This window comes from Micromonospora mangrovicola (assembly GCF_047200535.1).
Taxonomy (GTDB): Bacteria; Actinomycetota; Actinomycetes; order Mycobacteriales; family Micromonosporaceae; genus Micromonospora.
In genome coordinates this window covers 56,126-76,282 of sequence record NZ_JBJZOG010000014.1, presented here as the reverse complement: position 1 = coordinate 76,282, position 20,157 = coordinate 56,126, and the positions used below count along the sequence as shown (strand labels likewise).

Below are 20,157 nucleotides of genomic sequence, written 5' to 3'. Positions count from 1 at the left end.
GGCATGCTCGTCACGTGTAGACCCAGACCCCGTCCGGAAAGGACACTTCCGCATGGCCAGCGCACACGCCAACTCCGTTCGGCACAAGGCGCGCAACCGCCTGGTGATCCTCCTGCACCGGGCCGGCCTTCCGGTCGGCCCGATGCAGCTGCTGACCGTCACCGGCCGCAAGAGCGGCCTGCCGCGTACCACGCCGGTGGCCCCGGTGGTCGTCGACGGCACCCGGTACATCGTCCAGGCCTATCCGAACTCGGACTGGGTCAAGAACGCCCGGGTCGCCGGGCACGGGGTGCTCGAGCGAGGGCGCCGGCGGCAGGAGGTCGAGCTGGTCGAGGTGCCCGAGGAGCAGCGCGGCAGGATCCTGCGGGAGTTCCCCGGCCAGAACCCGAGGGGAGTGGGCGCCTTCGTCCGTAACGGTCTGGTCGACTCCCCGTCCCCGGAGAGCTTCGCGGCGGCCGCCCCGCGCTGCCCGGTGTTCCGGACCGCGCCCCGGGTGGCCGCCTGACCACCCGCGTTCGAGCCGGACGGGCGGCCCTCCAGCTCGGGGACCGCCCGTCCGGCTCGGGTCGTCGGCCGGTCACTGGGGTACGGCCAGCTCCTCGTCGACCACCGCCGGCAGCGGCTGGCCCTTGTCGTCGACACCGGTGATCAGGTAGCGCAGCTCGTCCGGCCCGTCGTGGCGCAGCCAGCGGGCCATCCGCCGCAGGTCGTCGGGCTTCGGGTAGACGAACCGGCAGGCCGGGTCGCGCAACCCCAGGTGGTCCAGCACGACCGGTGCGTCCCGCAGGGTGGTCAGCAGGTCCCGTCCCGCGTGGCCGGCGGTACGTTCGCCACGGTCGACCGCCTCGCAGACCCGCACCATCTCCTCGAACAGGGCCTGGTAGCCGGGGGAGCCGGGTACCGGCGAGCCCGGATGGGCGGCCTGCTCCATCACCCGCAGCACACCGTCGTCCCCGGAGGCCATGAAGCGCTCGGTGAACCGGTCGAAGCGCAGGTTGATGGGCACCTCGGCGGCGCACCAGACGCGGTAGACCGCGTTCCACAGGCTGTGGTCCGCGAAGGAGATGAACGAGCAGTTGACCAGTTCGTCGTTGTAGCGGATCAGCCCCTGCTGGAGTTCGTCGACGTAGCGGAACCGCTCCTGCGTGAAGTCGTCCTCGGCGAGCGCCTCCAGCAACCGCCAGGCGAGGGAGTTGACGACCTCCCCGGTGTTGGTGAGGCCCCGCGAGTAGAGCGGATCGATGAATCCGGCCGCGTGCGACATCAGGCACCAGCGGTGCCCGACCGTCCGGCTCGACGTGTACTGGATCCGGCCGGCGGACACCCAGGGCCGGACGGTACGTGCCTCGGTGAACAGCCGCTCCACCGCGGGGAAGCGGGCGGCGAACTGCCGGAACTCCTCCTCCGGGCCGACCCCGTCCGGCTTGGGGTACCGCCGCTCGTCCAGCGTGAGTCCCACGCTGACCAGCGGGTTCTTCGAGTCCGGCGCGTTGTTGAACGGGATGGACCAGAACCAGCCACGGTCGAACAGGTGGTGCATGGTCCCCTCCACCCAGGGGATGGGCGGCGCGTCCTCGGGCCCCACCCGGAGACACTCGTCGGTCGACCGAACCCCGATCATGTGGGTGAACATCGAGCGCGAATGGTGCTTCAGCGCCTCGGGAGGCCGCCGCAGCGCCAGCTTGCGGGCCAGCGGGGAGCGGAAGCCGCTGGCGTCCACCAGGTAGCGGCCCTCGTGGCGCTCGCCGCCGCGACCGATCAGGGCGACGTGGTCGTCGGCCAGTTCGATGTCTTCCACCTCGAACGCCTGCCGAACGTCGCAGCCGTACCGGATGGCGGTGTGGAACAGGTACGCGTCGGTGTCCTGGCGGAACAGGTGACTGGTCTGCAACGCCTTCGACGGCGGGCTGAACTGGAGGAACTCCGCCGGATCCGGTTCCTTGCCCGCCTCGTGGCGGATGAAGCCGAAGTGCCGCTTCGTGCCGCTGGTCGGCCCGATCTCGTCGCGGCAGCCCTCGTACGACGTCAGCGGCTCCAGTTCGGGCACGCCGTAACGGCGGGCGAGCAGGCGGAACAGCTTCAGGGTGTAGAGCGTGGTCGACTCGCCGACGGCGAACCTCGGGTGCACCCCGGCGTCGAGCAGCAGCACCGAGACGCCCTGCCGGGCCAGGATGGCGCCCAGCGTCGAGCCGGCGATACCCGATCCGAGGATGAGTACGTCGTGACGACTTCGGGCCGCGGCCTGCGGCCGGGGGCGGTGTCCGGACGGCTGCACGGGCATGGTTCCTCCCTGGTCGGTCAGGTGCCCGGTGGTGGTGGCGCATCCGGGCAGGCATCGTGGTGCCCCCGGCGCCCGCGGCGCGGGGAGACGGTGGGTCGGGCAGACGGGGTGGCCGGGCGACGGGCCGGGGCACCGTGGTGCCCCGGCCGGGTCGGGTCGGGCCGGTACGGCGACGCGGTCGAGGGACCCCCACCGCGCGGTGTCAGCCTGGCGCCCCCTGCATCGCGGCCGGCGGTCCGCCCACCGTGGGGTGGGAGCCGTCCGTCGGACGGAAGCCGCGGATGTTGTTCCGGGTGGCCAACTCCTGCATCTTGTCCCAGTCCGGCCGTCCCTCGGCGACCAGGTCGGCGAGCCCGATGAAGAAGTGCTCGACCCCGCCGGGCGTGGCGATGACCAGCAACTGGCTGGGCTCGTCGGAGAGGTTGCGGAAGCGGTGCGGAACCCCGCGCGGGCCGTAGATGACGGAACCGGCCGGCACGATCGTGCGGACGCCGCCGACCTCGAACTCGTAGCGTCCCTTGTTGACGAAGAACGCCTCGTCGGCCTTCTCGTGAACGTGCAGCGGCGGGCCGCTGCCGGGCTGGGTCGTGATCTGGTAGAAGCTGTAGAGACCGCCGGTGTCCTCCTTGCGCAGCAGGAAGCGGCCTTCCTCACCGAACCACCGCACGGGCTCGACGTCGTCCCGGCTGACTACTTTTGGCTGATTCTCCGACACGTTCGTCCTTTCCTGGGCTCGGATTCCGGCCCGGTTCTCGAGCGGCTGAGGGATAGCGAACCAGGGAGCGGTAAAGGGGGCGATAAAGGGGGGAAAATCGGTCTTGCTCTGTTCGCCGGGTCACGCGAACGTGGTGCCGCCGTCGGTGACCAGGCAGCTGCCGGTGAGGTACGAGGAGCGCGGCGAGGCGAGGAACGCGATCGCCTCGGCCACGTCCCGCGGGGTGCCGTTACGCCGTACCGCGGCCCGCTCGGCGACGGCCCGCCGCTGCTCCTCGGGGAGGTACCGGGCGAGGTCGGTGAGGATGAGGTTCGGTTCGACCGCGTTGACGCGCACCCCGCGCGGTCCCGCCTCCTGGGCGAGAGTCCGCACCGCGGCCTCCACCCCGGCCTTCGCCACGGCCAGCGGCAGGAAGCCGGGCGCGGGCCGGCGGGCGAGCGCCGCACCCACGGCCACCACCGCGCCGGAACCCCGCGCGAACATCGAGGGCAGCACGGCCCGGGCGGTCAGGAACAGCGCCTTGAGCTGTGCCGTCACCACCCGGTCCAGGTCCGCCCAGGTCAGCTCGGTGGCCGGCGCGATGCGCGCGTCGTGGGCGCCCAGCCCGGCGGCGTTGAGCACCAGCACGTCCACCGGGCCGAGTTCGGAGGTGACGCCGGCGACCAGGGCGTCCACCTGCTCGGGGTCGGTCACGTCCGCCTGTAGCGGCACGCCGTGGCCGCCGAGCCGCCGGATGTCGTCGACGACCTCCTGCGCCCGCTCCGCCCCCTTGTGGAAGTTCACCGCCACCCGGGCACCCCGGGCGGCGAGCAGCCGGGCCGTGGTCGCGCCGATGCCGCTGCTCGCGCCGGTCACCAGGGCGACCGTGCCGGCGAAGTCGGCCGGCTCCGGCCGAATGCGCTCGTCGACTCCGCCGCGCGGGTCTGCTGTGTCCACCGGGTTCACACTCCTTAGGGATCGGGGATGGGGTCGGCGCACGGTCAGGCCCAGGCCAGCCAGCAGCCGCAGAGCGCACCGGCGAAGGCGAGGACGGCGGACGCCGTACGCCACCGGTTGGCGCGGGCCCAGCGGGCCCGCAGCGCCCGCCAACCGTCCGGGATCTCTCCGACCGCGGCCCACTCGTCGATGCGCCGGTTCATCCGGACGTTGCTCAGTTCGGACACCAGAGCCACCCCCGCCACCCCGGCGAACGCGGTGGCGAAGGCCGCCCGGGCGGCGGTGCCCGGGGCGAGAAGGGTCAGCCCGAGGCCGGTGACCAGGGCCACCTTGTTGACCGTGGGCATCAACGGGTCGAAACCCGGATCCAGCAGGCGGTGCACCTCGGACCAGGTCTGCCGGGGCAGGTGCAGCAGCATCGGCACCACGGCCCGGTCGACGGCGACCAGGGCGCCGGCCAGGATCCCGGTGCACAGGACGAAGGCGATGGCCAGGGAAGCGGTCAGCGCCACGGGCTACCTCCCGGGGCCGGATCCGGTCGCCCGGGCGACCGGCAGGACCGATCCCCGGTCGAGCCGCTCGTCCAGCATCAGCGAATAGCTCTGACTGCGGGCGACGCTGTCGAAGAACGCGTACATCAGCAGGTCCCGCAACCGGCACAGCGGTGTGCCGTGCACCAGCCCGAGGGTGCCGATCCGCCAGGAGGTGGTCACCATGTCGGCGGTGCGGGCCCGGCGGGCGGCCTCGAACGCGCGGAGCACCCCGGCCAGGTCCGCCAACGTCGCCTGCCCCAGCATGCCCGTGAGCACCACCGCGCTCTCGATGGCCTGGCCCGCGCCCTGACTCAGGTTGAGTGTCATCGGATGAGCGGCATCGCCGATGAGGACGACCCGCCCGTGGGCCCAGCCGCCGCCGGGCGGCCGGTCGTGGATGCTCACCGGCAGGATCGCCTCCTCGTCGGTGGCGGCGATGATCCGGCCGATCGGCTCCGGCCAGTCGCGGTACGCCCGGGCCAGCGCGACGCCGCGCGGCTGCCGCACGGTGTCGATCGTCCGCGCCGCCCGATCGCTGGTGATGGCGTCCCAGTAGACCTCGTTCTCGTTCAACCGGCAGTACAGGAAGCGGCGGCCGCCCCTGCCCCAGAGGTTGAAGAAGGTGCCCGTGGGCACCACCGACTCGCCCGGGAGGCGGGCGATGGCCTGCCAGGCGGTGTAGCCGGCGTACCGCGGCGGGGGTTCAGAGCCCCGCCGCATCACCGCGCGGACGGTGGAGCGCAGTCCGTCGGCGCCGATCAGCACGTCCCCGTGGGCGGTGGACCCGTCGGCGAAGTGGGCGGTGACCCCGTCGGCGTCCTGGCTGTAGCCGGTGAGCCGGGCGCCGAGCCGGATCCGGTGCTCGCCCACCGCCTCGGTGAGCACCCTGTGCAGGGTCGACCGGCGCAAAGCGCAGGCCGGCGCGCCGCACTCGCGGGTCGGTGCGTCGAGATGCCAGCGTGCCAACCGGCGGCCGGTGTCGGAGCGGAACTCGTGGAAGCGCATCCGCACGGAGTCGGTCGCGACCGCCTCGTCCAGCCCGATCCGGCGTAGCGAGAGGAAGGCGTTGTGCCACAGCATGAAGCCCCCTCCGGTCAGCAGCCGCCCGGGGGTGGGCCGCGCCTCGAACACCTCCGTCCCGATGCCCTGCCGCAGCAGCCCGGCCGCCGCGGTGAGCCCGCCGATGCCGGCCCCGATCACCAGGGCCTTGCGGAGGTTCGTCATGGTGGGCGCCCGTTCAGGCGCCCGACGGCACGGTGTCGAGCCGGGCGCGCAGGTCGAAGATCCGCCGTTCGATGCCGCCGCCGCTCCAGTACGGGAACATCGGCGCGGCCATCTCCCGGTGGCTGGGCGCGTCCTCCCAGGTGCGGAACGCCTTTTCGCTCTCCCACTCGGCGAGCAGGATGTAGCGGCCCGGCTCCTCGACGTCGCGCAACAGTTCGTCGCGGATGTGGCCGGGCGTGCCGGAGACGACGGCGGCGACCGCGCGGTACGCCGCCTCGAACGCCTCCCGGTTCTTGTCGTCGATGCGGGCGGAAACCATGACGCGTACGGGCATGACGGATCACCTTCCCTGGTTGGGGTGGGCGGGTACGTGCTCGACGGTCTCGAGCACGCGCTTGTTCGCTGCGGAGCGGAACTGCTCCAGCCGGGCGCTGAGCCGCTCCCGCTCCGGGCTGGTCTGGAAGGCTTCGAGGGCCGCCCGGTCGATCCAGTCGGCCATGATCAGGTAGGTGCCCGGGCGGTGCGGATCGTGCAGCAGCGTCTGGGCGACGCTGCCGGGCAGCCGCGCGGCCACCCGCGCCGTCTCCAGCCAGGCAGCGCGGAACTCCTCCGCGCGGCCCGGGTGGACGGTCATCTCCAGTACGGTGCGCAGCACGGCTGTCGGCCCGCCCGCTCAGATGCCGCCGTCGACGTTCAGCGTGGCGCCGGTGACGTAGCGGGCGGCCGGGGAGACGAGGAACAGGACCGCGTCGGCGATCTCCTCGGGGCGGCCCAGCCGGCGCAGCGAGATCATCTGCTCGTAGCGGGCGCGTCCCTCGGGGGTGACCGCCTTCATCTGGTCGGTTTCCACCAGGCCGGAGGCGATGCAGTTGACCCGGATGCCGCGCGGCCCGAGCTCCTTGGCCAGTGCCCGGGTCAGCCCCATCACCCCGGCCTTGGCGGCGACGTAGTGGGCGGCGCCGGGCATACCGTGGTCGGCGACCGCCGAGCTGATGTTGACCACCGAGGCGGCCTCGGCGACGTGCGGCAGCGCGGCGCGGCTCACGTGGTACATGCCGGTCAGGTTGGTGTCGAGGACCCGCCGCCACTCCTCGGGCGGAAGGTCGGCCAGCGGGAGGTGGCTGATCACCCCGGCGTTGTTCACCACCGCGTCGAGCGGACCGTAGGCGTCACGTGCCGCCTCGCACAGCCGTACGGCCTGCGCCTGGTCGGCGACGTCGCAGCGCACCAGGCTGCCCTGCGCACCCCGCTCGTCCAGCTCGCGCCGGAGCGACTCGACCTGCTCGCTCTCGTTGACGTAGCAGGCCGTCACCGAGGCGCCCTGCCCGGCCAGCGCCAGCACGGTCGCCCGGCCGATGCCGCGGGAACCCCCGGTGACCAGGACGTGGCGGCCCTTGAGCGCGAAGTCCGGCTGGCTCATCGGGTCACCGCCGCGCCGGCCCGGGCGGCCGCCTCGACCCGATCCTTGATCAGGGCGAGCTGGACCTTCGAGTTCCGGTTGATGTGCCCGGCCATCGTCTCGTCGTCGGCCGGTGCGTCGGGCCTCATGTGGAACTCCTGCACCCAGCGCAGTTCGATGCCGGCGTCCGTCTGCCGGTAGGTCCAGTGAATGTTCATGAACGCGAACGGCCCGGTTTCGACCCGGTGCGCCCGTACACTGCCGGCGGCCCGGTCCATGACCCGCTCGGAGACCCAGCTCCAGACGGTGCCGTCCGGCTCCGGGTGCATGGTGAGCCGGAACCGCACGGTGTCGCCGGTTTGGTGCAGGATCTCGGCGGCGGCGTACTCGCTGAACAGGTTCGGCCAGTTCGCCACGTCGTTGGTCAGGTCCCACACCAGCTCGAGCGGCGCGTCGATGACGACGCTGTTGTCGGTACGCGTCGACGGGGCCAGCTTCTCGTTGATCAGCGCCAGGATCTCCGGCAGCCGGGTGAGCCCCTCGGCGTCGAGCCGGATGTCGTAGCGGTTCTCCACCTCGGTGAGGATGTTGAGCAGGCCCAGGGAGTCCACCCCGACCTCGTCGAGGGTGAGCTGCGGGTCGTCCAGTCTCAGCTCCTCGGCCGGAACTCCGGTGCAGCGCTGGACGATCGTGCGGAACTCCGCGGGGGAGAGCGGCGGCAGGGGCATGACGGCCGGTCCTTTCGGTGGTCTGGGGGTACGGGTGGTCACGCGTCGAGCGAGCGCACGACGAGGGCGGAATTGAAACCGCCGTAGCCCCGGGCGAGCACCAGAGCGGTGCGTAGCGGCGCCTCGCGGGGGCGGTCGACGACGTCGAGCCGGTATCCGGGGTCGGGGTTGACACCCGCGGCGGTTGGCGGGATGACCTGCTCGCGCAGCGCCAGCACCGCCGAAACGACGTCCAGCGGTGCGCCGCCCGCGTACAGCCGCCCGTACTGCGCCTTCGGTGCGGTGACCGGCACGCCGCACGGGCCGAACACCTCGACGAGGCAGCTGGCCTCCGCCCGGTCCAGCTCCGGGGTGCCAGCTCCGTCGGCGAAGACCAGGTCGATCTCCTCAGGTCCGACGCCGGCGTCGACGAGCGCGAGCTCCACCGCCCGACGCAACGGTGTGGGCCACGTGTCACCCGCAGCGCCCGGCGCCGGGTCGAACGTGGCGGCGTGACCGGCGACCTCACCGTACGGCCGGACACCGCGCTCGCGGGCGCTCTCCTCGGCTTCGAGGACGAGGATCGCGCCGCCCTCGCCGGGGACGTGGCCGCGCGCGGCCGCGTCGAACGGCAGGTAGGCGCGTTCCGGGTCGGTGCTGGTGCTCAACCGCCGCGACGTCGTCTGGCAGAGCAGCGCGTACGGGCTCAGCGGGGCCTCGGTACCGCCGGTCAGGACGACCTTCGCGTCGCCGCGGCGCAGGCACCGGCGGGCCTGCCCGAACGCGTCCAGGCCACCGGCCTGCTCGGCGACGGTCACCCCGCAGGGCCCCTTCATGCCGTGCCGGATGGAAAGCTGCCCGGTGGTGGCGGCGTAGAACCACGCGATCGACTGGTACGGGCCGACGTGGCGGGGCCCCTTGGACCAGAGCGCCTGGATCTCCCGCTGCCCGAAGGCGTTCCCGCCCGACGACGAGGCGGTGATGACGCCCAGGTCGTACGGGGAGAACGCCTCGGGCCGCACGGCGGCGTCGCGCAGCGCCTCCTCGGACAGCAGCAGCGCGAGCTGGCTCCACCGGTCCGTCTGCACCGCCAGCCTCGGGTCGACCGTCGGCAGGATCTCCTCGCCGGCGACCTCGCCGACGACCCGTACCGGAAAGTCGTCGGCGGTGAACCGGGTGACCGGACCGAGGTTGCTGCGGCCGTCCAGCAGCGCGCGCCAGAACGCCGCTGCCCCCGTGCCGCCGGCAGCGATGGCCGAGATGCCGGTGATCACCGCGCGGTTGCCCGTTGCCCGGTCAGACACCCTGCACCACCGGGCGGGGCGCGACCAGCACCATGGCCGTCTGGAAGCCGCCGAAGCCGCTGCCGACGCTGAGCACGGTGTCGGTCCGGTGCGCCCGTGCGGTCAGCGGGGTGTAGTCCAGGTCCAGCTCCGGGTCGGGATGGTGCAGGTTGGCCGTCGGCGGCACGGTGTTCGTCTCGATGGCCAGCGCGCACGCCGCCAGCTCCAGCGCGCCGATCGCCCCCAACGAGTGCCCGACCATCGACTTGATCGAACTCACCGGCACCCGGTAGGCGTGCTCGCCGAGGGCAGCCTTGAACGCGGCGGTCTCGTGCCGGTCGTTCTGCCGGGTGCCCGAACCGTGCGCGTTGACGTAGTCGACAGCCTCCGCCGGCCGCTTCGCGCGGTCGAGCGCGACCCGGATGGCCTCGGCCATCTCTACCCCGTCAGGACGCAGGCCGGTCATGTGAAAGGCGTTGCTGCGCTGCGCGTACCCGGCGATCTCGCAGTAGACGCGGGCGCCGCGCCGCCGGGCGGCCCCGGCCTCCTCGAGGATCAGCACGGCGGCACCCTCACCGAGCACGAATCCGTCGCGGTTCCGGTCGAAGGGGCGGGAGGCGTGGGCGGGTTCGTCGTTGTTCGGCGAGGTGGCCTTGATGGCGTCGAAGCAGGCCACGGTGATGGGGGAGATGGGCGCGTCGGTGGCGCCGGCCACCACCAGGTCGGCCGCGCCGTCCTCGATGAACTGGGCGCCCTGGGCGACGGCGTCGAGACCGGAGGTGCATCCGGTCGACACCATCCGGACGGGGCCCTGCGCGCCGGACGCCCACGCCACCTCCGCGGCGAGCGCGCTGGGCACCAGCGCCCGGTACAGGTGGGGGAACGGGGCGTCCGCCGCCACCACCCACCGGCTGCCGCCGCCGCTGACCCGGATGTACTGCTGTTCCAGCGTGACGGTGGAGCCGACCGCGCTGCCGATCGAGACGCCGACGCGGTGTGACGGCAGATCGTCGAGTTCGACGCCGCTGTCGGCGAGGGCCTCGCGCGCCCCGACGACCGCGAACTGCGAGCAGCGGTCCATCCGGTCGATCTCGTCCGGCCCCAGGCCGGCGGCCGCGGGGTCGAAGTCGCACTCGGCGGCGATCCGGGACCGGTAGCCCGAGGCGTCGAAGTGGGTGATGGCGCGGGTCGCGGTGCGTCCCTCGGTGAGCAGCTGCCAGAAGGCCTTGGCGCCGATGCCGCCGGGAGAGACCACCCCGATCCCGGTGACCACGGCTCGTCGCGGGTTCATGCGGACTCCTGTTCCGGCAGCGGTTCGGTGTCCACGTGCCCCAACTCGGGACGGGGAGCCAGCGGGCCGAGCTGGAAGACCAGGAAGGCCCGGGTGGCGGCGTCGTTCTCCAGCCGGTGGCGGACGTTGACGCGCAGGTGCAGTGCCTCGCCGGCGCTCATCGGCACGGGTTCCCCGTCGATCCGTGCCGTGATCTTCCCCGTGACGAGGTACAGGAACTCCTCGGAGTAGGGGTGGTAGTGCTCGGTGACCACCTCGCCCGGCTCCAGGGTGAGCACCCCCATGAAGCCCGAGGTGGAGCCCGCCGTGGCCGGACTGAGCAGCGTACGTAGGTCGCCACCCCGGCGCCGGTTCGGCGCGACGTCCGTTGCCGCGATCTTGGTCATTCGGTCGCTGGGCACGCCAGCCTCCTTCCAGGGTCCGCGTCCCCGCCGCGACCGGTGGCCGGGCCCGGGACGGGGCGAACGCTCAGTCGTCCGCCCGCCAGGTGTAGAACTCGTGGGCCATGGCGTCCTCCGGGCCGTGCCAGGTCTGCGGGTCGTAGGCGCCGATGTGCGCGCTCAACCGCGTGTTGACCTCCTGGAACAGCGGGTGGCTCCGGACGTCGGCAAGGGGACGCCGGACGTCGGTCTCGGACAGGATGTGATGCATGTAGAGGTCGTGGAAGCGATACAGCCGGCGTTCCCGGACCCCGATCAGGTGCGGCAGTTCGCCGGCGTCGGATTCCGTGAAGATGCGCGCCACATCGGCTGCGGCGCCGGGCTTCAGGCGGGCCACGATGAGGGTGCTGCGCATTCTGTTTCCTCTCTTTTGCGAGTACGCCGATCGGGCGACCCAAAATAGATTCGCCCGGGCCGGTAAAGCGCAGGTGAGGGCCGGAAAAAGCCTACGCCGCAGGACAGTTTCAGCCAGGTCGACAGGGGTCCGGCTCCGTTGGCGGGCACGGCGGAAGGCGTGTCCGGCGATCGGCGGAAGCTCTCCAAAATTGCCTTTCTCGATGCCGCCGCACCTCGCCGGCGCCGGACCGACCCACCGGTATGACCAGCGGTTGCGCCGCGCCCGCCAGACACCGGCCGCCAGTTGGGCCGGACGAAAGTATCCCCTGTGTCATCCCTTGGACCGTAGGCGGACTCATTGCCCCGTCGTTAGGATCGCCGCACTCGTACCGGCCCTATTCGGGTTTCAGTGCTGTTCCGCGAGGATGGGCGGAGGCGTTCATTCGGAAGGGGTCCAATGTGAGCAGTATGATCGTCTCAGGCTCTCCGGAACCGCGTCCGGCACCCGTGGACGGATGGGTGCTTCGGGAGGTGTGCGGCCGGTTTCTAACCGGAGTCGTCGTAATTACCTGCCAGGGCCCCGACGCCGAACCGGTCGGACTCACCGTCAATTCATTCACGTCGGTTTCGCTCGCCCCTCCGCTGGTGCTGTTCTGTGTCCACGCGAATTCCCGGGCGCTGGCTGCCGTCCGCGCTCGGGGGGCCTTCGCCGTCAACGTCCTCGCCGCCGACCAGGCCGACCTCTGTCGCGCCTTCGCCGCCCGGGAGACGGCCGGCTTCGGCACCGTGGCGCACCGTCCGGGTCCGACCGGCTCGCCCGTCATCGGTGGCTCTCTGGCCTACCTCGACTGCCGGGTGCGCGACCTGTATCCGGGCGGGGACCACCAGATCGTGCTGGGCGAGGTCGTCGACCTCGGACTGCTCCGCGAGGAGCGACCACTCGCGTTCTTCCGCAGCGTCCACCCCCGACTGGAGGTTCAACCATGACCGCCCCCGCGCTGGTGCGCCCGATCACGGCGCCGGAGCCGATCCGCCCGCGCCGGGTGGCCCTGCGGCTGCTCGGTCCACTGGAGATCTCGGTGGACTCGGTGGAGGTTCCACTTCCGCAGCGCAAGCTGCGTCAGTTGCTGGCGACCCTGCTGGTCCGGCCCAACGCCATCGCATCCACCGAGGTGCTGATCCGTGAACTGTGGGGTGACCGGCCGCCGGCAACGGCGCTGGCCGCGTTGCGGGTGTACGTCTCGCAGTTGCGTAAGTTCTTCGTGCGGCACGGGTTGGACGGCCGCTGGTGCACCCTGCGCACCCGCGCTCCCGGCTACCAGCTCCAGGTCAACGACGGCATCCTGGACATGGTGTGCTTCGACCGGTTGCGTGTCCTGGCCGCCGAGTCCGCGGGGGCCGGCCGCTACGAACTGGCTTCCCGCCAGTACCGGGAGGCGCTGGCGCTGCGGCGAGGGCCGACTCTGGAGGATCTCCGGGAGAGCCCCGCGCTCGCCGGCGCCGCCTTGCAGTACGACGAGGCGTGGATGACCGCACTCACCCGACGCATCGACCTCGACCTGCTGCTCGGTCGCCATGCCGAGCTGGTCGGCGAGCTGCGCCGGCTGCTGGCGGAGGACCCGCTCAACGAGGCGTACTGCGCCCGGCTCATGGTGGCCCTGCACCGCGGCGGGCGCAGCGGGGCGGCCCTCGTCTTCTACCGCCGCATCCGGGAGCAGCTCATCGAGGAACTCGGCATCGAACCGGGCCTGGAGCTTCGGCTGGCCCACCAGGCGGTACTCGCCGATGACGCGGACTTCCAACTCGAGGCCCGGGACTCGGCCTGACCCGGGTTCGGAACGGTGGGCGGAAACATGGCGGCCAGCCCGCCCCCGGCCGAGGCGCCGGCGGCGAAACGAAGGTCTTACCTCGCCTTTAGCGGGCCGGGCGACCCTGTGCCGGTGCGTCTCGTCGTCATCCGTGTGCTGCGTTTCGCCTGGGAGGGTCTGATCGCTCTGGGCGAGTCGACAGTCACCATCCCGTCAGAGAATCCCGGCGGCCCGCCGCCGGGCCACCCCGAGAAGTGGCGTCCTGATCTGCCATTGACCAGCATCGAGCGCCATCTCGCCCGCCAACTGACCCGGCGAGGATGGCTCCGAAGGTGGCTGAAGGGCTGATGAGAGGGCGTCACTCTCCTTCACCGGCGATGCGTCGGGTCAGAAGATCCGAGACCGGCATCGGCCTTCTGTCGACTGGAGGTTCCATGTCGTCCGACACCCGGACCGGCCCGGCGCCCGAGGCAGGCACATCCGCGCCCGGCACCCGCCATCCCCTGCTCGCACTCATCGTGCTCACCGGGGCCGAACTGATGGTCGTGCTCGACGCCACCATCGTCAACATCGCCCTGCCCACCATCCAGCGGGCGCTGGACGTCTCCGTCGACAACCTGTCCTGGATCGTCAGCGCGTACGCGCTCGCGTTCGGCGGGCTGATGCTGCTCGGCGGTCGCGTCGGCGACCTGTTCGGTCGTCGCCGCGTCTTCCGGTTCGGCATCGTCGTGTTCGTGCTCGCCTCCCTGCTCGGGGGCGTCGCACCGAACCTGGGCCTGCTGATCCTGGCCCGGGTGCTGCAGGGCGTCGGGGCCGCCGTCGCCGCGCCGACCTCGCTCGCGCTGATCGCCACCACCTTCGCCGAGGGCAAGGCCCGCAATCGTGCCATGGGCCTGTACGCGGCCATGGCCGGCGTCGGCTCTACCGTCGGTCTGCTGCTCGGCGGAGCGCTCACCGAATACCTCGACTGGCGCTGGGTCTTCCTGATCAACGTGCCCGTCGGGACAGCCGTTCTCGCTGGCACCGCCGTGCTCCGCGAGCCGGGGCGCTCGAACGGCAGGCTCGACCATCTGGGTGCCGCTCTCGGCACCGGGGGTCTGCTCACGCTCGCCTACGCGATCACGCGCGGCGGCCGGGAGGGCTGGGCGGACGGACTCACCATCACCTGTTTCGGGGTGGCTGCCTGGCTGCTCGTGATCTTCCTGTTCACCCAGCTGCGGAGCCGGCATCCGATGCTGCCGCTGCACCTGCTGCGCGACCGCAACCGGGCCGGCTCGTACGGGACCACCTGCCTCGTCGGGGCCGGCATGTTCGGCACGTTCTACTTCCTGACGCTCTACACCCAGCAGGTCCTGCACTACAGCGCGGTCAGGACCGGCCTGGCCTTCCTGCCGATCAATGTCGGGATCGGCGTCATGGCCACGGTCGCCGGGCGACTGATGACGAGGGTGCCGCCGCGACTCCTGGCCGCGCCGGGGCTGCTGGTAGCCGCGGCCGGGGCGATCTGGTTGAGCACGCTGACGCCGCACTCGTCGTACCTCGGCACGCTCATGCCGGCCATGTTCGTCCTCTCGCTGGGCCTCGGCGCCACCTTCGTGCCGTTGACGCTCGGCGCGGTACGCGGCGTCGACGTATGCGATTCGGGGATCGCGTCGGCGGTGCTGAACACCGGCCAGCAGATCGGCGGGGCGCTGGGGGTGGCGACGCTGGCCGCGCTGGCCCAGTCGATCACGAACGACCGGCTGGGGCTGGCCGGCGGCCGCGGGTCCGGGCGACCCGTCGGCGGCGCCGCCCTTCCCGAGCGGATCCTGGAGGCCACGACGCACGGATACACCAGGGCGTTCGTCGTCACGGCCCTGATCTTCGCGACGGCCGTGGTGGTCGCCGCCGTGGCCATCGACGCGGGCCCGACGTCGGGCGGGCGGCGGCACGCCGGCTGATCGGCCGGTCCCGCCGTGGGACCCACAGGCGGCAGCACTCGTGCCGCCGCCTGTGCACGGGCGGCAGCCTGCGGCCCCGTCGGGCGCTGGTCCCCGCTCCGGTGCGGGCGTCCGTCCTCACCCGTGGGCGTTGTGTGAGCCGTGGACCGGGTCGGTGATGCCCGCGTAGGCGAGGTGCAGACCCATGCCCTGCTCGAAGTGGCTGAGATTGTGGCAGTGGTTCATCCACAGTCCGGGGTTGGTGGCCCGGAAGCCGACCTCCCACACCTCGCCCGGCAGCACGTCGAACGAGTCGAGGAGCAGCGGACTCCCGGTCGGCGCCCGACCGTCGCGGGACAGGATGCGCACCGCGTGGCCGTGCAGGTGCCAGGGGTGGATGTCCTGCCCGCGGTTGACGATCGTCATCAACACCAGGTCGTTCTCCCGGACCACCTGCGTGGGGATCGAGGGGTACGCGCGGCCGTTCACCGTCTGCGCGAACGTCGGCGTCGATCCGACCAGGGCGAGGTTTCGGTTCAACACCATCGTGAACCGCCGGTCGAAGTGGCTGGTCCGGTCGAAGGGGGCGGCGGCCGGGGTGCCGTAGGAGAGCAGGTCGAGCGTCTTCCAGCGGCTGGTGTCCCCGGCGGCCGCATCGGACCCGGCACCGGTGTCCGGCCGGAGCCGGACACCGCCCGTGGGGTCGTCGTCGACGAGCAGCAGCACCGGCGCGGTGGGCATGGTGAAGACGAGGTCGTACCGCCCGCCGGCCGCGAGAACCAGCGCCGTGCGGTCGAGTTGGCCGGGCTGGTTGAGGTCCCGGCCGTCCACCGCCGCGAGCCGGAACCCCGTCCCGGACAGGGTGAACCGGTGCGGGGTGTTGTCGGTGTTGATCAGGCGTAACCGGGTCGGCGTGCCCGGCCGGGTCCGTTGTTCGAGCGGCTGGTCGTGCCGGCCCAGCACCGTCACGTCACCGAAGGTGTGCACCGGCATCGACAGATCCAACCCGGCGGGCGGGCCGGCTCGGGGAGTCACCACGAGCGTGCCGTAGAGACCCTTGCGGACGCCGACATAGGACACCTGGTGGGTGTGGTACCAGTACGTGCCGGCCTGCCGGGCGGCGAACCGGTACACGAACTCCCGGCCGGGCAGCACGGCATCCTGCGTCAGCCCGGCGGCGCCGTCCTCGCCGGGCGGGACGTCGTAGCCGTGCCAGTGGAGGGTCACCCCGCGCTCCACGTCGCGGTTGCGCAGCGTCACCTCGATCAGGTCGCCCTCGACCGCGGTGAGGGCCGGGCCGGGTGCCTGGCCGTTGAAGGTCCAGGCGTCGACCTGCCGGCCGGAGGAGAGCGTGACGACGGCCTTCTGCGCGGTCAGTGTGTACCGGCGCACGGTGCCACCGGATGCCATGTCGGAGGCGGCACCCCGCAGCGCCGTCACCGGCCTGCCGCTGGTCGCGGGGAACCGGATGGGCGGGCCGCCGCCGGCGTCGGCCGGATCAGCCGGCATCGCGGCCAGCCCGACGCCGGCCAGTCCCAGGGCGACGACCGACATCCCCGCGACGAGTGCGGGTGTGGACCGGTTCGGCGCGACGACCTGCCAGGTGACGAACGTCCCCGCGGCCAGCAGCGTGACCGCGATGAGGGCGTCCGCCAGCGTGACCGGGGAGCCGAGGAGAAAGGTGACGACGAGACCGGCGGCTGCGGCGTACCCGGCGGTCAGCAGCGACACGACCACTGCCGGTCGGGCGGCGTCGCGGGCCGGCCCGCCCGGTCGGCCGGCGCGCACCAGCCGCGGGCCGGCCACCGCCACCGCGACGGCGGCGGTGACCGCCAGCAGCGGCAGGCTCAGCGTGAGTTTCTCCTGCGCGAACCACCAGCCGCGGCGGGACAGCGCGAGCGCCGGCCAGAACCGTAGGGCCGTGACCAGCGTGGCGACGGCGGTGATCGCGATCGCGGCCCGGGCCTGTCGGGCCGCCGCCAGTGCCCCGGCAGCCAGCCAGGCGATCACGGCGGCCGCTGCGGACACCAGGTCGAGCGCGATGAGTTGTGAGGTTGCCATGGAGCCCGGTGACGTCAGGCAGCGGTCGACTCGGGCGCCCGCGCGGGCTCGCTCGGCTGCGGACCCCTCAGCAGCGCGCGAGCCCGGCGCATCAGGTAGCCGGACAGGGCCATGATGGCCAGCCCGTTGAGTGCGTGCAGACCGAAGATGGCCGTGCTGACGCCGGTGCTGTCGCCGGCGGAGGTGTTGAAGGCGTCGGCCACCACCCGGGTGACGCTCTGCAGGACGACCAGGCCGACGGGCAGGATCGTCAGCGCGATCAGCCGGCCACCCACGCGGGCCAGCGCGCCGGCCAGCGTCGCCAGCAGGGCGAGGCCGGGGATGACCATGAAGCCGACGGTCCGGTGCGCGGCGAACGAATCGTCGGTCTGCGGGGTTTCGAACGCGCCGGACGCGGCCAGGTAGAACTGCACGGCGATGCTGACGGTGAGCAGACCGACGAGTATGACGTAGACCTTCCGCACGAGGGCCTCCTTCGGATCGGGCGTGTTCCTGACGGGGTAGCTGGATGCCCTGGCGGACAGTAGGAAAGGTTGCGCTCAGCGATGTCGTGGCGCATCTCCCGTATTGCTTGACTGAGCAGAGGATGCCGATCGGCTCACGCCGCGGCGCGCAGCGCCTCGACTCCGGGAAGGGCGACCATCAGGGGTGGACGGGTCCAGTCGAGGGGACGCAGGGTGACGTCGAGGCAGATGCGGGCCCCGGGCCGGACCCGTATCTCGTCGGCGGTGCCGACCAGGAGAGTCCGGCGGGTCGCCGCGTCGCCGCAGCCGGCCGCCGTGGCGGCGACGAGCAGGTGCCAGGATCCGGCCGGCACCTCGGGCAGCAGCCATGGACCGGGCCCGGCCAGCGCGGTGGAGACCACGGGGCGTCCCTGCGGGATCCGGCTGCCGAACAGGCCGACGAAGATCGGTGACGAGGTGTCCGAGCTGGCCGTGACGGTGCCGCCGAGGGTGCCCGCGCCGACGCCGGTGATCTGCCGGGTCCCTGGCCCGGGCGAGGCCTGCGGCTCCGGCACGGGCGTCGCCGTGCCCCTGGCCAGCCGACGGTAGGCCGTCGGCGTGAGTCCGACGCATTCGGTGAACCGACGGGTGAAGGTACCGAGGCTGAGGTAGCCGACGTGCGTCGAGATGTCGGCCACGGTGAGCGAGGTGGCGAAGAGCAGGCGCTTCGCCTCGTCTATCCGGACTGCGGAGAGAAAGCGAATCGGAGTGACACCCGTGAATTCGCGAAACGTGCGCAGGAAGTGGAACTTGCTCATGGTGGCCGTTCTGGCGAGATCGTCGAGAGAAAGCGGCTCGTCGTAGTGCTCGCGAATTTCCGCGATGGCGCGATGCACCAGTGTTTCCATTGTCTTGCCCACCATGGTCATCACACCCCCGAATGCTGTCTGCCATAGTCATTCGACGATCCTCGATCAATGTAGCGACGGATCGCCGCCGCAGGTACCCCTACTCTCCGGAGGTGGGCCCCTACCGTCCGGGGTGGCCCGAGAGGTGTGCGCGGCGCGGCCACGGTGATCCGCTGAATTGCCACCCCCGCCCGCCCGAGATTGCCACCCCCGACCGCCCGAGACGATGTCGTCAAGAGCCCGCATGAAGCGACAATGGTGAATCGATATTCTCTTGCGGCCGCGGATATCGGCCGCGGAAGAGTTTGCGGCCGGCGCGTCCGAAAGAGGGCGAACATCCGGCGTCGTGATTACCCGCCGGACGTGTCGGTCCCGACCACGAAGCGTCGAACGGGTTCACCTGGCGCCCGCCTCGTGCGGCCCTGGGTGAGCCGGGTGGCGGATCCTTGAGCCGGCGGCAGATCCGGACTTCGGTGGTGCTCGCCGGTTGCGCCGCCGGATGGCATGCGCCGACCGCGACGTACTGCGGTGCGTGGGCCGGCCGGTCCGGTGCCGCCGCACGCGAAGTGCCGCGCCGCAGCTTGCTCGGCCCCGGTCCGGTTGGGCCAGGACGCATGGGCGGAGCTGCCTGGAGGACGTGGCGGGTCTGGTCGGGCCGGCGCCGAGGCAGGGGCTGCGGACGATCTCGCGCAGCGACCCGTCCTGGCGTACCTGACCGCTGCCGGGCGAACGCGCGCGGCGCCGCGGCGAGCTGCGGCCCGGGTGTCCGGGCGGGCGGCTCGGCAGGGTTGATGTGGCGGCCGGGTCGGGGTGGCGGCGGCGGTTGACGCCCGCCCGGGACCCGCGCCGCCGGGCCGAGCCGGGCGACGGCGGATACCGGTCCGGACTCCGTGGGTCAACCCGGCCCGGCGACGGTCCGCACCGCCGGGCCGGATTGACCCACGGAATCAGCCCACCTTCTCGCCGCGGCTGGCCCGGACGATGCCATCGGTGTCCGAGATGCCCTCGCCCTTGATCACCTTGCCGCCCCGCAGCGTCCAGAAGTGCACGAAGCGCACGTTGAACTCGCCGCCGCTGCGGAAGTGGCCGTACCACATGCCGATGGCCGCTGCCCAGTCGTCGCCGGAGACGCGGACCTCCTCGACGTCGAACCGATTGTCGTCGAGCATCTCCAGCGCCCCGGTGAAGTACGACATCGCCCCCTCCAGCCCGCTGTAGTGGCCGGTGGACCACGGCAGCGACTTCGGGGTGACGATCTCCGCGTCCGGGTGGAAGAGGCTGACCACCGCCGGCGCGTCCATCCGCTTCAAACCGTCGTAGAGCGCCTCCACGACCGCCTCGACCCGATCCGTCATGCGATCCCTCCCGGGGTACGGCCGCCCCGTCGGGGCGGGCGATGCGCCCGTCCGTCCTGATCGGACGGCACGTGCCTGCGTCGGACCCAGCCAAACGCACCGGACCAGCGCGGACAACCCCTAGCGGGCGGGTCCGAGCCCCTACTCGACCGGGACGGGAACGGCCCGCCCCGGACGCCGACCGACGGGTAACCCTGGCCGGTCGGACAGCGGACCGCGGGTCGTTCGGACACGGTTCTCCGGGTGCCCGTCGGCCAGCAATCTGGGAGAAGACAGTGATCGTCCTCACTCCCAGGATGGGAATCGCGCAAGGGGGCCGATGCGCCTCCCCACCTCGGTCCGGCTGCTCCGGACCAGTCCGACCGTCCTCGTCGGACCTGACCCGCCACCCGACCGCGCGGCCCGGCGCCGCCTCCACCCGTGCCGGCACCGCCGGTCCGGCCCGTCCCGGCGTGCCACGCCGGCCGGCGGCGGCCCGGTCCGCGACCCCGCCCGCGCCGGTCCACCGGCGCCCTCCC

The 20,157-nt window shown here is 72.2% G+C and carries 22 protein-coding genes; 5 read left to right on the top strand and 17 right to left on the bottom strand.

Translation table 11 applies throughout. The features are described 5' to 3' along the window. Positions 1 to 52 precede the first annotated feature (52 nt). The gene (locus tag ACL02O_RS08715) at positions 53 to 505 is read left to right on the top strand and encodes a nitroreductase family deazaflavin-dependent oxidoreductase (RefSeq protein WP_412817473.1); all 453 of its coding nucleotides are present in this window, start codon (positions 53 to 55) and stop codon (positions 503 to 505) included. A gap of 72 nt (positions 506 to 577) precedes the next feature. Here the strand turns inward: ACL02O_RS08715 and ACL02O_RS08710 are convergent, their stop codons facing one another. The 13 genes from ACL02O_RS08710 to ACL02O_RS08650 form a co-directional block, all read right to left on the bottom strand. Further along, on the bottom strand, positions 578 to 2,281 hold the full coding sequence (locus tag ACL02O_RS08710) for an NAD(P)/FAD-dependent oxidoreductase (protein ID WP_412817472.1): 1,704 nt from the start codon (positions 2,279 to 2,281) through the stop codon (positions 578 to 580). Positions 2,282 to 2,483: 202 nt separating this feature from the next. Then, on the bottom strand, positions 2,484 to 2,996 hold the full coding sequence (locus ACL02O_RS08705; RefSeq protein WP_412817471.1) for a cupin domain-containing protein: 513 nt from the start codon (positions 2,994 to 2,996) through the stop codon (positions 2,484 to 2,486). Between the two features lie 120 nt (positions 2,997 to 3,116). Then, positions 3,117 to 3,932, bottom strand: a complete 816-nt coding sequence (locus ACL02O_RS08700; protein ID WP_412817470.1) for an SDR family NAD(P)-dependent oxidoreductase — start codon at positions 3,930 to 3,932, stop codon at positions 3,117 to 3,119. A gap of 44 nt (positions 3,933 to 3,976) precedes the next feature. Continuing rightward, positions 3,977 to 4,444, bottom strand: coding sequence for an anthrone oxygenase family protein (locus ACL02O_RS08695; protein ID WP_412817469.1), 468 nt, complete (start codon positions 4,442 to 4,444; stop codon positions 3,977 to 3,979). 3 nt (positions 4,445 to 4,447) lie between these two features. Then, positions 4,448 to 5,689 (bottom strand): FAD-dependent monooxygenase, encoded by a 1,242-nt coding sequence (locus tag ACL02O_RS08690; RefSeq protein ID WP_412817468.1) that lies wholly within the window; start codon positions 5,687 to 5,689, stop codon positions 4,448 to 4,450. 13 nt (positions 5,690 to 5,702) lie between these two features. After that, the gene (locus ACL02O_RS08685; protein ID WP_412817467.1) at positions 5,703 to 6,023 is read right to left on the bottom strand and encodes an antibiotic biosynthesis monooxygenase family protein; all 321 of its coding nucleotides are present in this window, start codon (positions 6,021 to 6,023) and stop codon (positions 5,703 to 5,705) included. Between the two features lie 6 nt (positions 6,024 to 6,029). Further along, entirely contained in the window at positions 6,030 to 6,323 is a 294-nt protein-coding gene (locus tag ACL02O_RS08680; RefSeq protein ID WP_412817466.1) for a putative quinol monooxygenase, read from the bottom strand. A gap of 39 nt (positions 6,324 to 6,362) precedes the next feature. Further along, entirely contained in the window at positions 6,363 to 7,109 is a 747-nt protein-coding gene (locus ACL02O_RS08675; protein WP_412817465.1) for an SDR family oxidoreductase, read from the bottom strand. Continuing rightward, positions 7,106 to 7,816 carry an SRPBCC family protein gene (locus ACL02O_RS08670; protein ID WP_412817464.1) on the bottom strand — a complete coding sequence of 237 codons (711 nt, stop codon included), beginning with the start codon at positions 7,814 to 7,816 and terminating at the stop codon, positions 7,106 to 7,108. Before ACL02O_RS08670 ends, ACL02O_RS08675 begins: the two co-directional genes overlap by 4 nt. 38 nt (positions 7,817 to 7,854) lie before the next feature. Next, on the bottom strand, positions 7,855 to 9,099 hold the full coding sequence (locus tag ACL02O_RS08665) for a ketosynthase chain-length factor (RefSeq protein ID WP_412817463.1): 1,245 nt from the start codon (positions 9,097 to 9,099) through the stop codon (positions 7,855 to 7,857). Beyond that, positions 9,092 to 10,369, bottom strand: a complete 1,278-nt coding sequence (locus tag ACL02O_RS08660; RefSeq protein ID WP_412817462.1) for a beta-ketoacyl-[acyl-carrier-protein] synthase family protein — start codon at positions 10,367 to 10,369, stop codon at positions 9,092 to 9,094. The genes ACL02O_RS08665 and ACL02O_RS08660 overlap by 8 nt, the downstream gene beginning before the upstream one ends. Next, complete coding sequence (locus ACL02O_RS08655; protein WP_412817497.1) at positions 10,366 to 10,755, bottom strand: cupin domain-containing protein; 390 nt, start codon at positions 10,753 to 10,755, stop codon at positions 10,366 to 10,368. The genes ACL02O_RS08660 and ACL02O_RS08655 overlap by 4 nt, the downstream gene beginning before the upstream one ends. Before the next feature lie 82 nt (positions 10,756 to 10,837). Beyond that, positions 10,838 to 11,164 (bottom strand): TcmI family type II polyketide cyclase, encoded by a 327-nt coding sequence (locus ACL02O_RS08650; RefSeq protein ID WP_412817461.1) that lies wholly within the window; start codon positions 11,162 to 11,164, stop codon positions 10,838 to 10,840. Between the two features lie 242 nt (positions 11,165 to 11,406). Here ACL02O_RS08650 and ACL02O_RS08645 point away from each other — a divergent pair, with 242 nt between their 5' ends. The 4 genes from ACL02O_RS08645 (at position 11,407) to ACL02O_RS08630 (ending at position 14,893) form a co-directional block, all read left to right on the top strand. Then, entirely contained in the window at positions 11,407 to 12,132 is a 726-nt protein-coding gene (locus ACL02O_RS08645) for a flavin reductase family protein (RefSeq protein WP_412817460.1), read from the top strand. Then, complete coding sequence (locus tag ACL02O_RS08640) at positions 12,129 to 12,971, top strand: AfsR/SARP family transcriptional regulator (RefSeq protein WP_412817459.1); 843 nt, start codon at positions 12,129 to 12,131, stop codon at positions 12,969 to 12,971. Before ACL02O_RS08645 ends, ACL02O_RS08640 begins: the two co-directional genes overlap by 4 nt. A 114-nt stretch (positions 12,972 to 13,085) precedes the next feature. Continuing rightward, positions 13,086 to 13,301 carry a DUF6059 family protein gene (locus tag ACL02O_RS08635; RefSeq protein WP_412817458.1) on the top strand — a complete coding sequence of 72 codons (216 nt, stop codon included), beginning with the start codon at positions 13,086 to 13,088 and terminating at the stop codon, positions 13,299 to 13,301. Positions 13,302 to 13,387: 86 nt separating this feature from the next. Further along, positions 13,388 to 14,893: an MFS transporter gene (locus ACL02O_RS08630; protein WP_412817457.1), complete on the top strand. Its 1,506-nt coding sequence runs from the start codon at positions 13,388 to 13,390 to the stop codon at positions 14,891 to 14,893. A 117-nt stretch (positions 14,894 to 15,010) separates the two neighbouring features. Here ACL02O_RS08630 and ACL02O_RS08625 read toward each other — a convergent pair whose 3' ends face one another. The 4 genes from ACL02O_RS08625 to ACL02O_RS08610 form a co-directional block, all read right to left on the bottom strand. Then, entirely contained in the window at positions 15,011 to 16,933 is a 1,923-nt protein-coding gene (locus ACL02O_RS08625) for a multicopper oxidase family protein (protein WP_412817456.1), read from the bottom strand. A gap of 14 nt (positions 16,934 to 16,947) precedes the next feature. Beyond that, a complete protein-coding gene (locus ACL02O_RS08620) occupies positions 16,948 to 17,397 on the bottom strand; it encodes a DUF6220 domain-containing protein (protein WP_412817455.1) in 450 nt (149 codons plus the stop codon). A gap of 134 nt (positions 17,398 to 17,531) precedes the next feature. Continuing rightward, on the bottom strand, positions 17,532 to 18,284 hold the full coding sequence (locus ACL02O_RS08615) for an AraC family transcriptional regulator (RefSeq protein WP_412817454.1): 753 nt from the start codon (positions 18,282 to 18,284) through the stop codon (positions 17,532 to 17,534). A 947-nt stretch (positions 18,285 to 19,231) separates the two neighbouring features. Next, positions 19,232 to 19,639, bottom strand: coding sequence for a nuclear transport factor 2 family protein (locus tag ACL02O_RS08610; protein ID WP_412817453.1), 408 nt, complete (start codon positions 19,637 to 19,639; stop codon positions 19,232 to 19,234). Positions 19,640 to 20,157: the final 518 nt, after the last annotated feature.

Coding starts and splice junctions, on each gene's coding strand:
- ACL02O_RS08715 (WP_412817473.1), top strand. CDS start 53: ATGGCCAGCGCACACGCCAACTCCGTTCGGCACAAGGCGCGCAACCGC.
- ACL02O_RS08710 (WP_412817472.1), bottom strand. CDS start 2,281: ATGCCCGTGCAGCCGTCCGGACACCGCCCCCGGCCGCAGGCCGCGGCC.
- ACL02O_RS08690 (WP_412817468.1), bottom strand. CDS start 5,689: ATGACGAACCTCCGCAAGGCCCTGGTGATCGGGGCCGGCATCGGCGGG.
- ACL02O_RS08685 (WP_412817467.1), bottom strand. CDS start 6,023: ATGCCCGTACGCGTCATGGTTTCCGCCCGCATCGACGACAAGAACCGG.
- ACL02O_RS08680 (WP_412817466.1), bottom strand. CDS start 6,323: ATGACCGTCCACCCGGGCCGCGCGGAGGAGTTCCGCGCTGCCTGGCTG.
- ACL02O_RS08675 (WP_412817465.1), bottom strand. CDS start 7,109: ATGAGCCAGCCGGACTTCGCGCTCAAGGGCCGCCACGTCCTGGTCACC.
- ACL02O_RS08670 (WP_412817464.1), bottom strand. CDS start 7,816: ATGCCCCTGCCGCCGCTCTCCCCCGCGGAGTTCCGCACGATCGTCCAG.
- ACL02O_RS08660 (WP_412817462.1), bottom strand. CDS start 10,369: ATGAACCCGCGACGAGCCGTGGTCACCGGGATCGGGGTGGTCTCTCCC.
- ACL02O_RS08655 (WP_412817497.1), bottom strand. CDS start 10,755: ATGACCAAGATCGCGGCAACGGACGTCGCGCCGAACCGGCGCCGGGGT.
- ACL02O_RS08650 (WP_412817461.1), bottom strand. CDS start 11,164: ATGCGCAGCACCCTCATCGTGGCCCGCCTGAAGCCCGGCGCCGCAGCC.
- ACL02O_RS08645 (WP_412817460.1), top strand. CDS start 11,407: ATGACCAGCGGTTGCGCCGCGCCCGCCAGACACCGGCCGCCAGTTGGG.
- ACL02O_RS08640 (WP_412817459.1), top strand. CDS start 12,129: ATGACCGCCCCCGCGCTGGTGCGCCCGATCACGGCGCCGGAGCCGATC.
- ACL02O_RS08630 (WP_412817457.1), top strand. CDS start 13,388: ATGTCGTCCGACACCCGGACCGGCCCGGCGCCCGAGGCAGGCACATCC.
- ACL02O_RS08625 (WP_412817456.1), bottom strand. CDS start 16,933: ATGGCAACCTCACAACTCATCGCGCTCGACCTGGTGTCCGCAGCGGCC.
- ACL02O_RS08615 (WP_412817454.1), bottom strand. CDS start 18,284: ATGGAAACACTGGTGCATCGCGCCATCGCGGAAATTCGCGAGCACTAC.
- ACL02O_RS08610 (WP_412817453.1), bottom strand. CDS start 19,639: ATGACGGATCGGGTCGAGGCGGTCGTGGAGGCGCTCTACGACGGTTTG.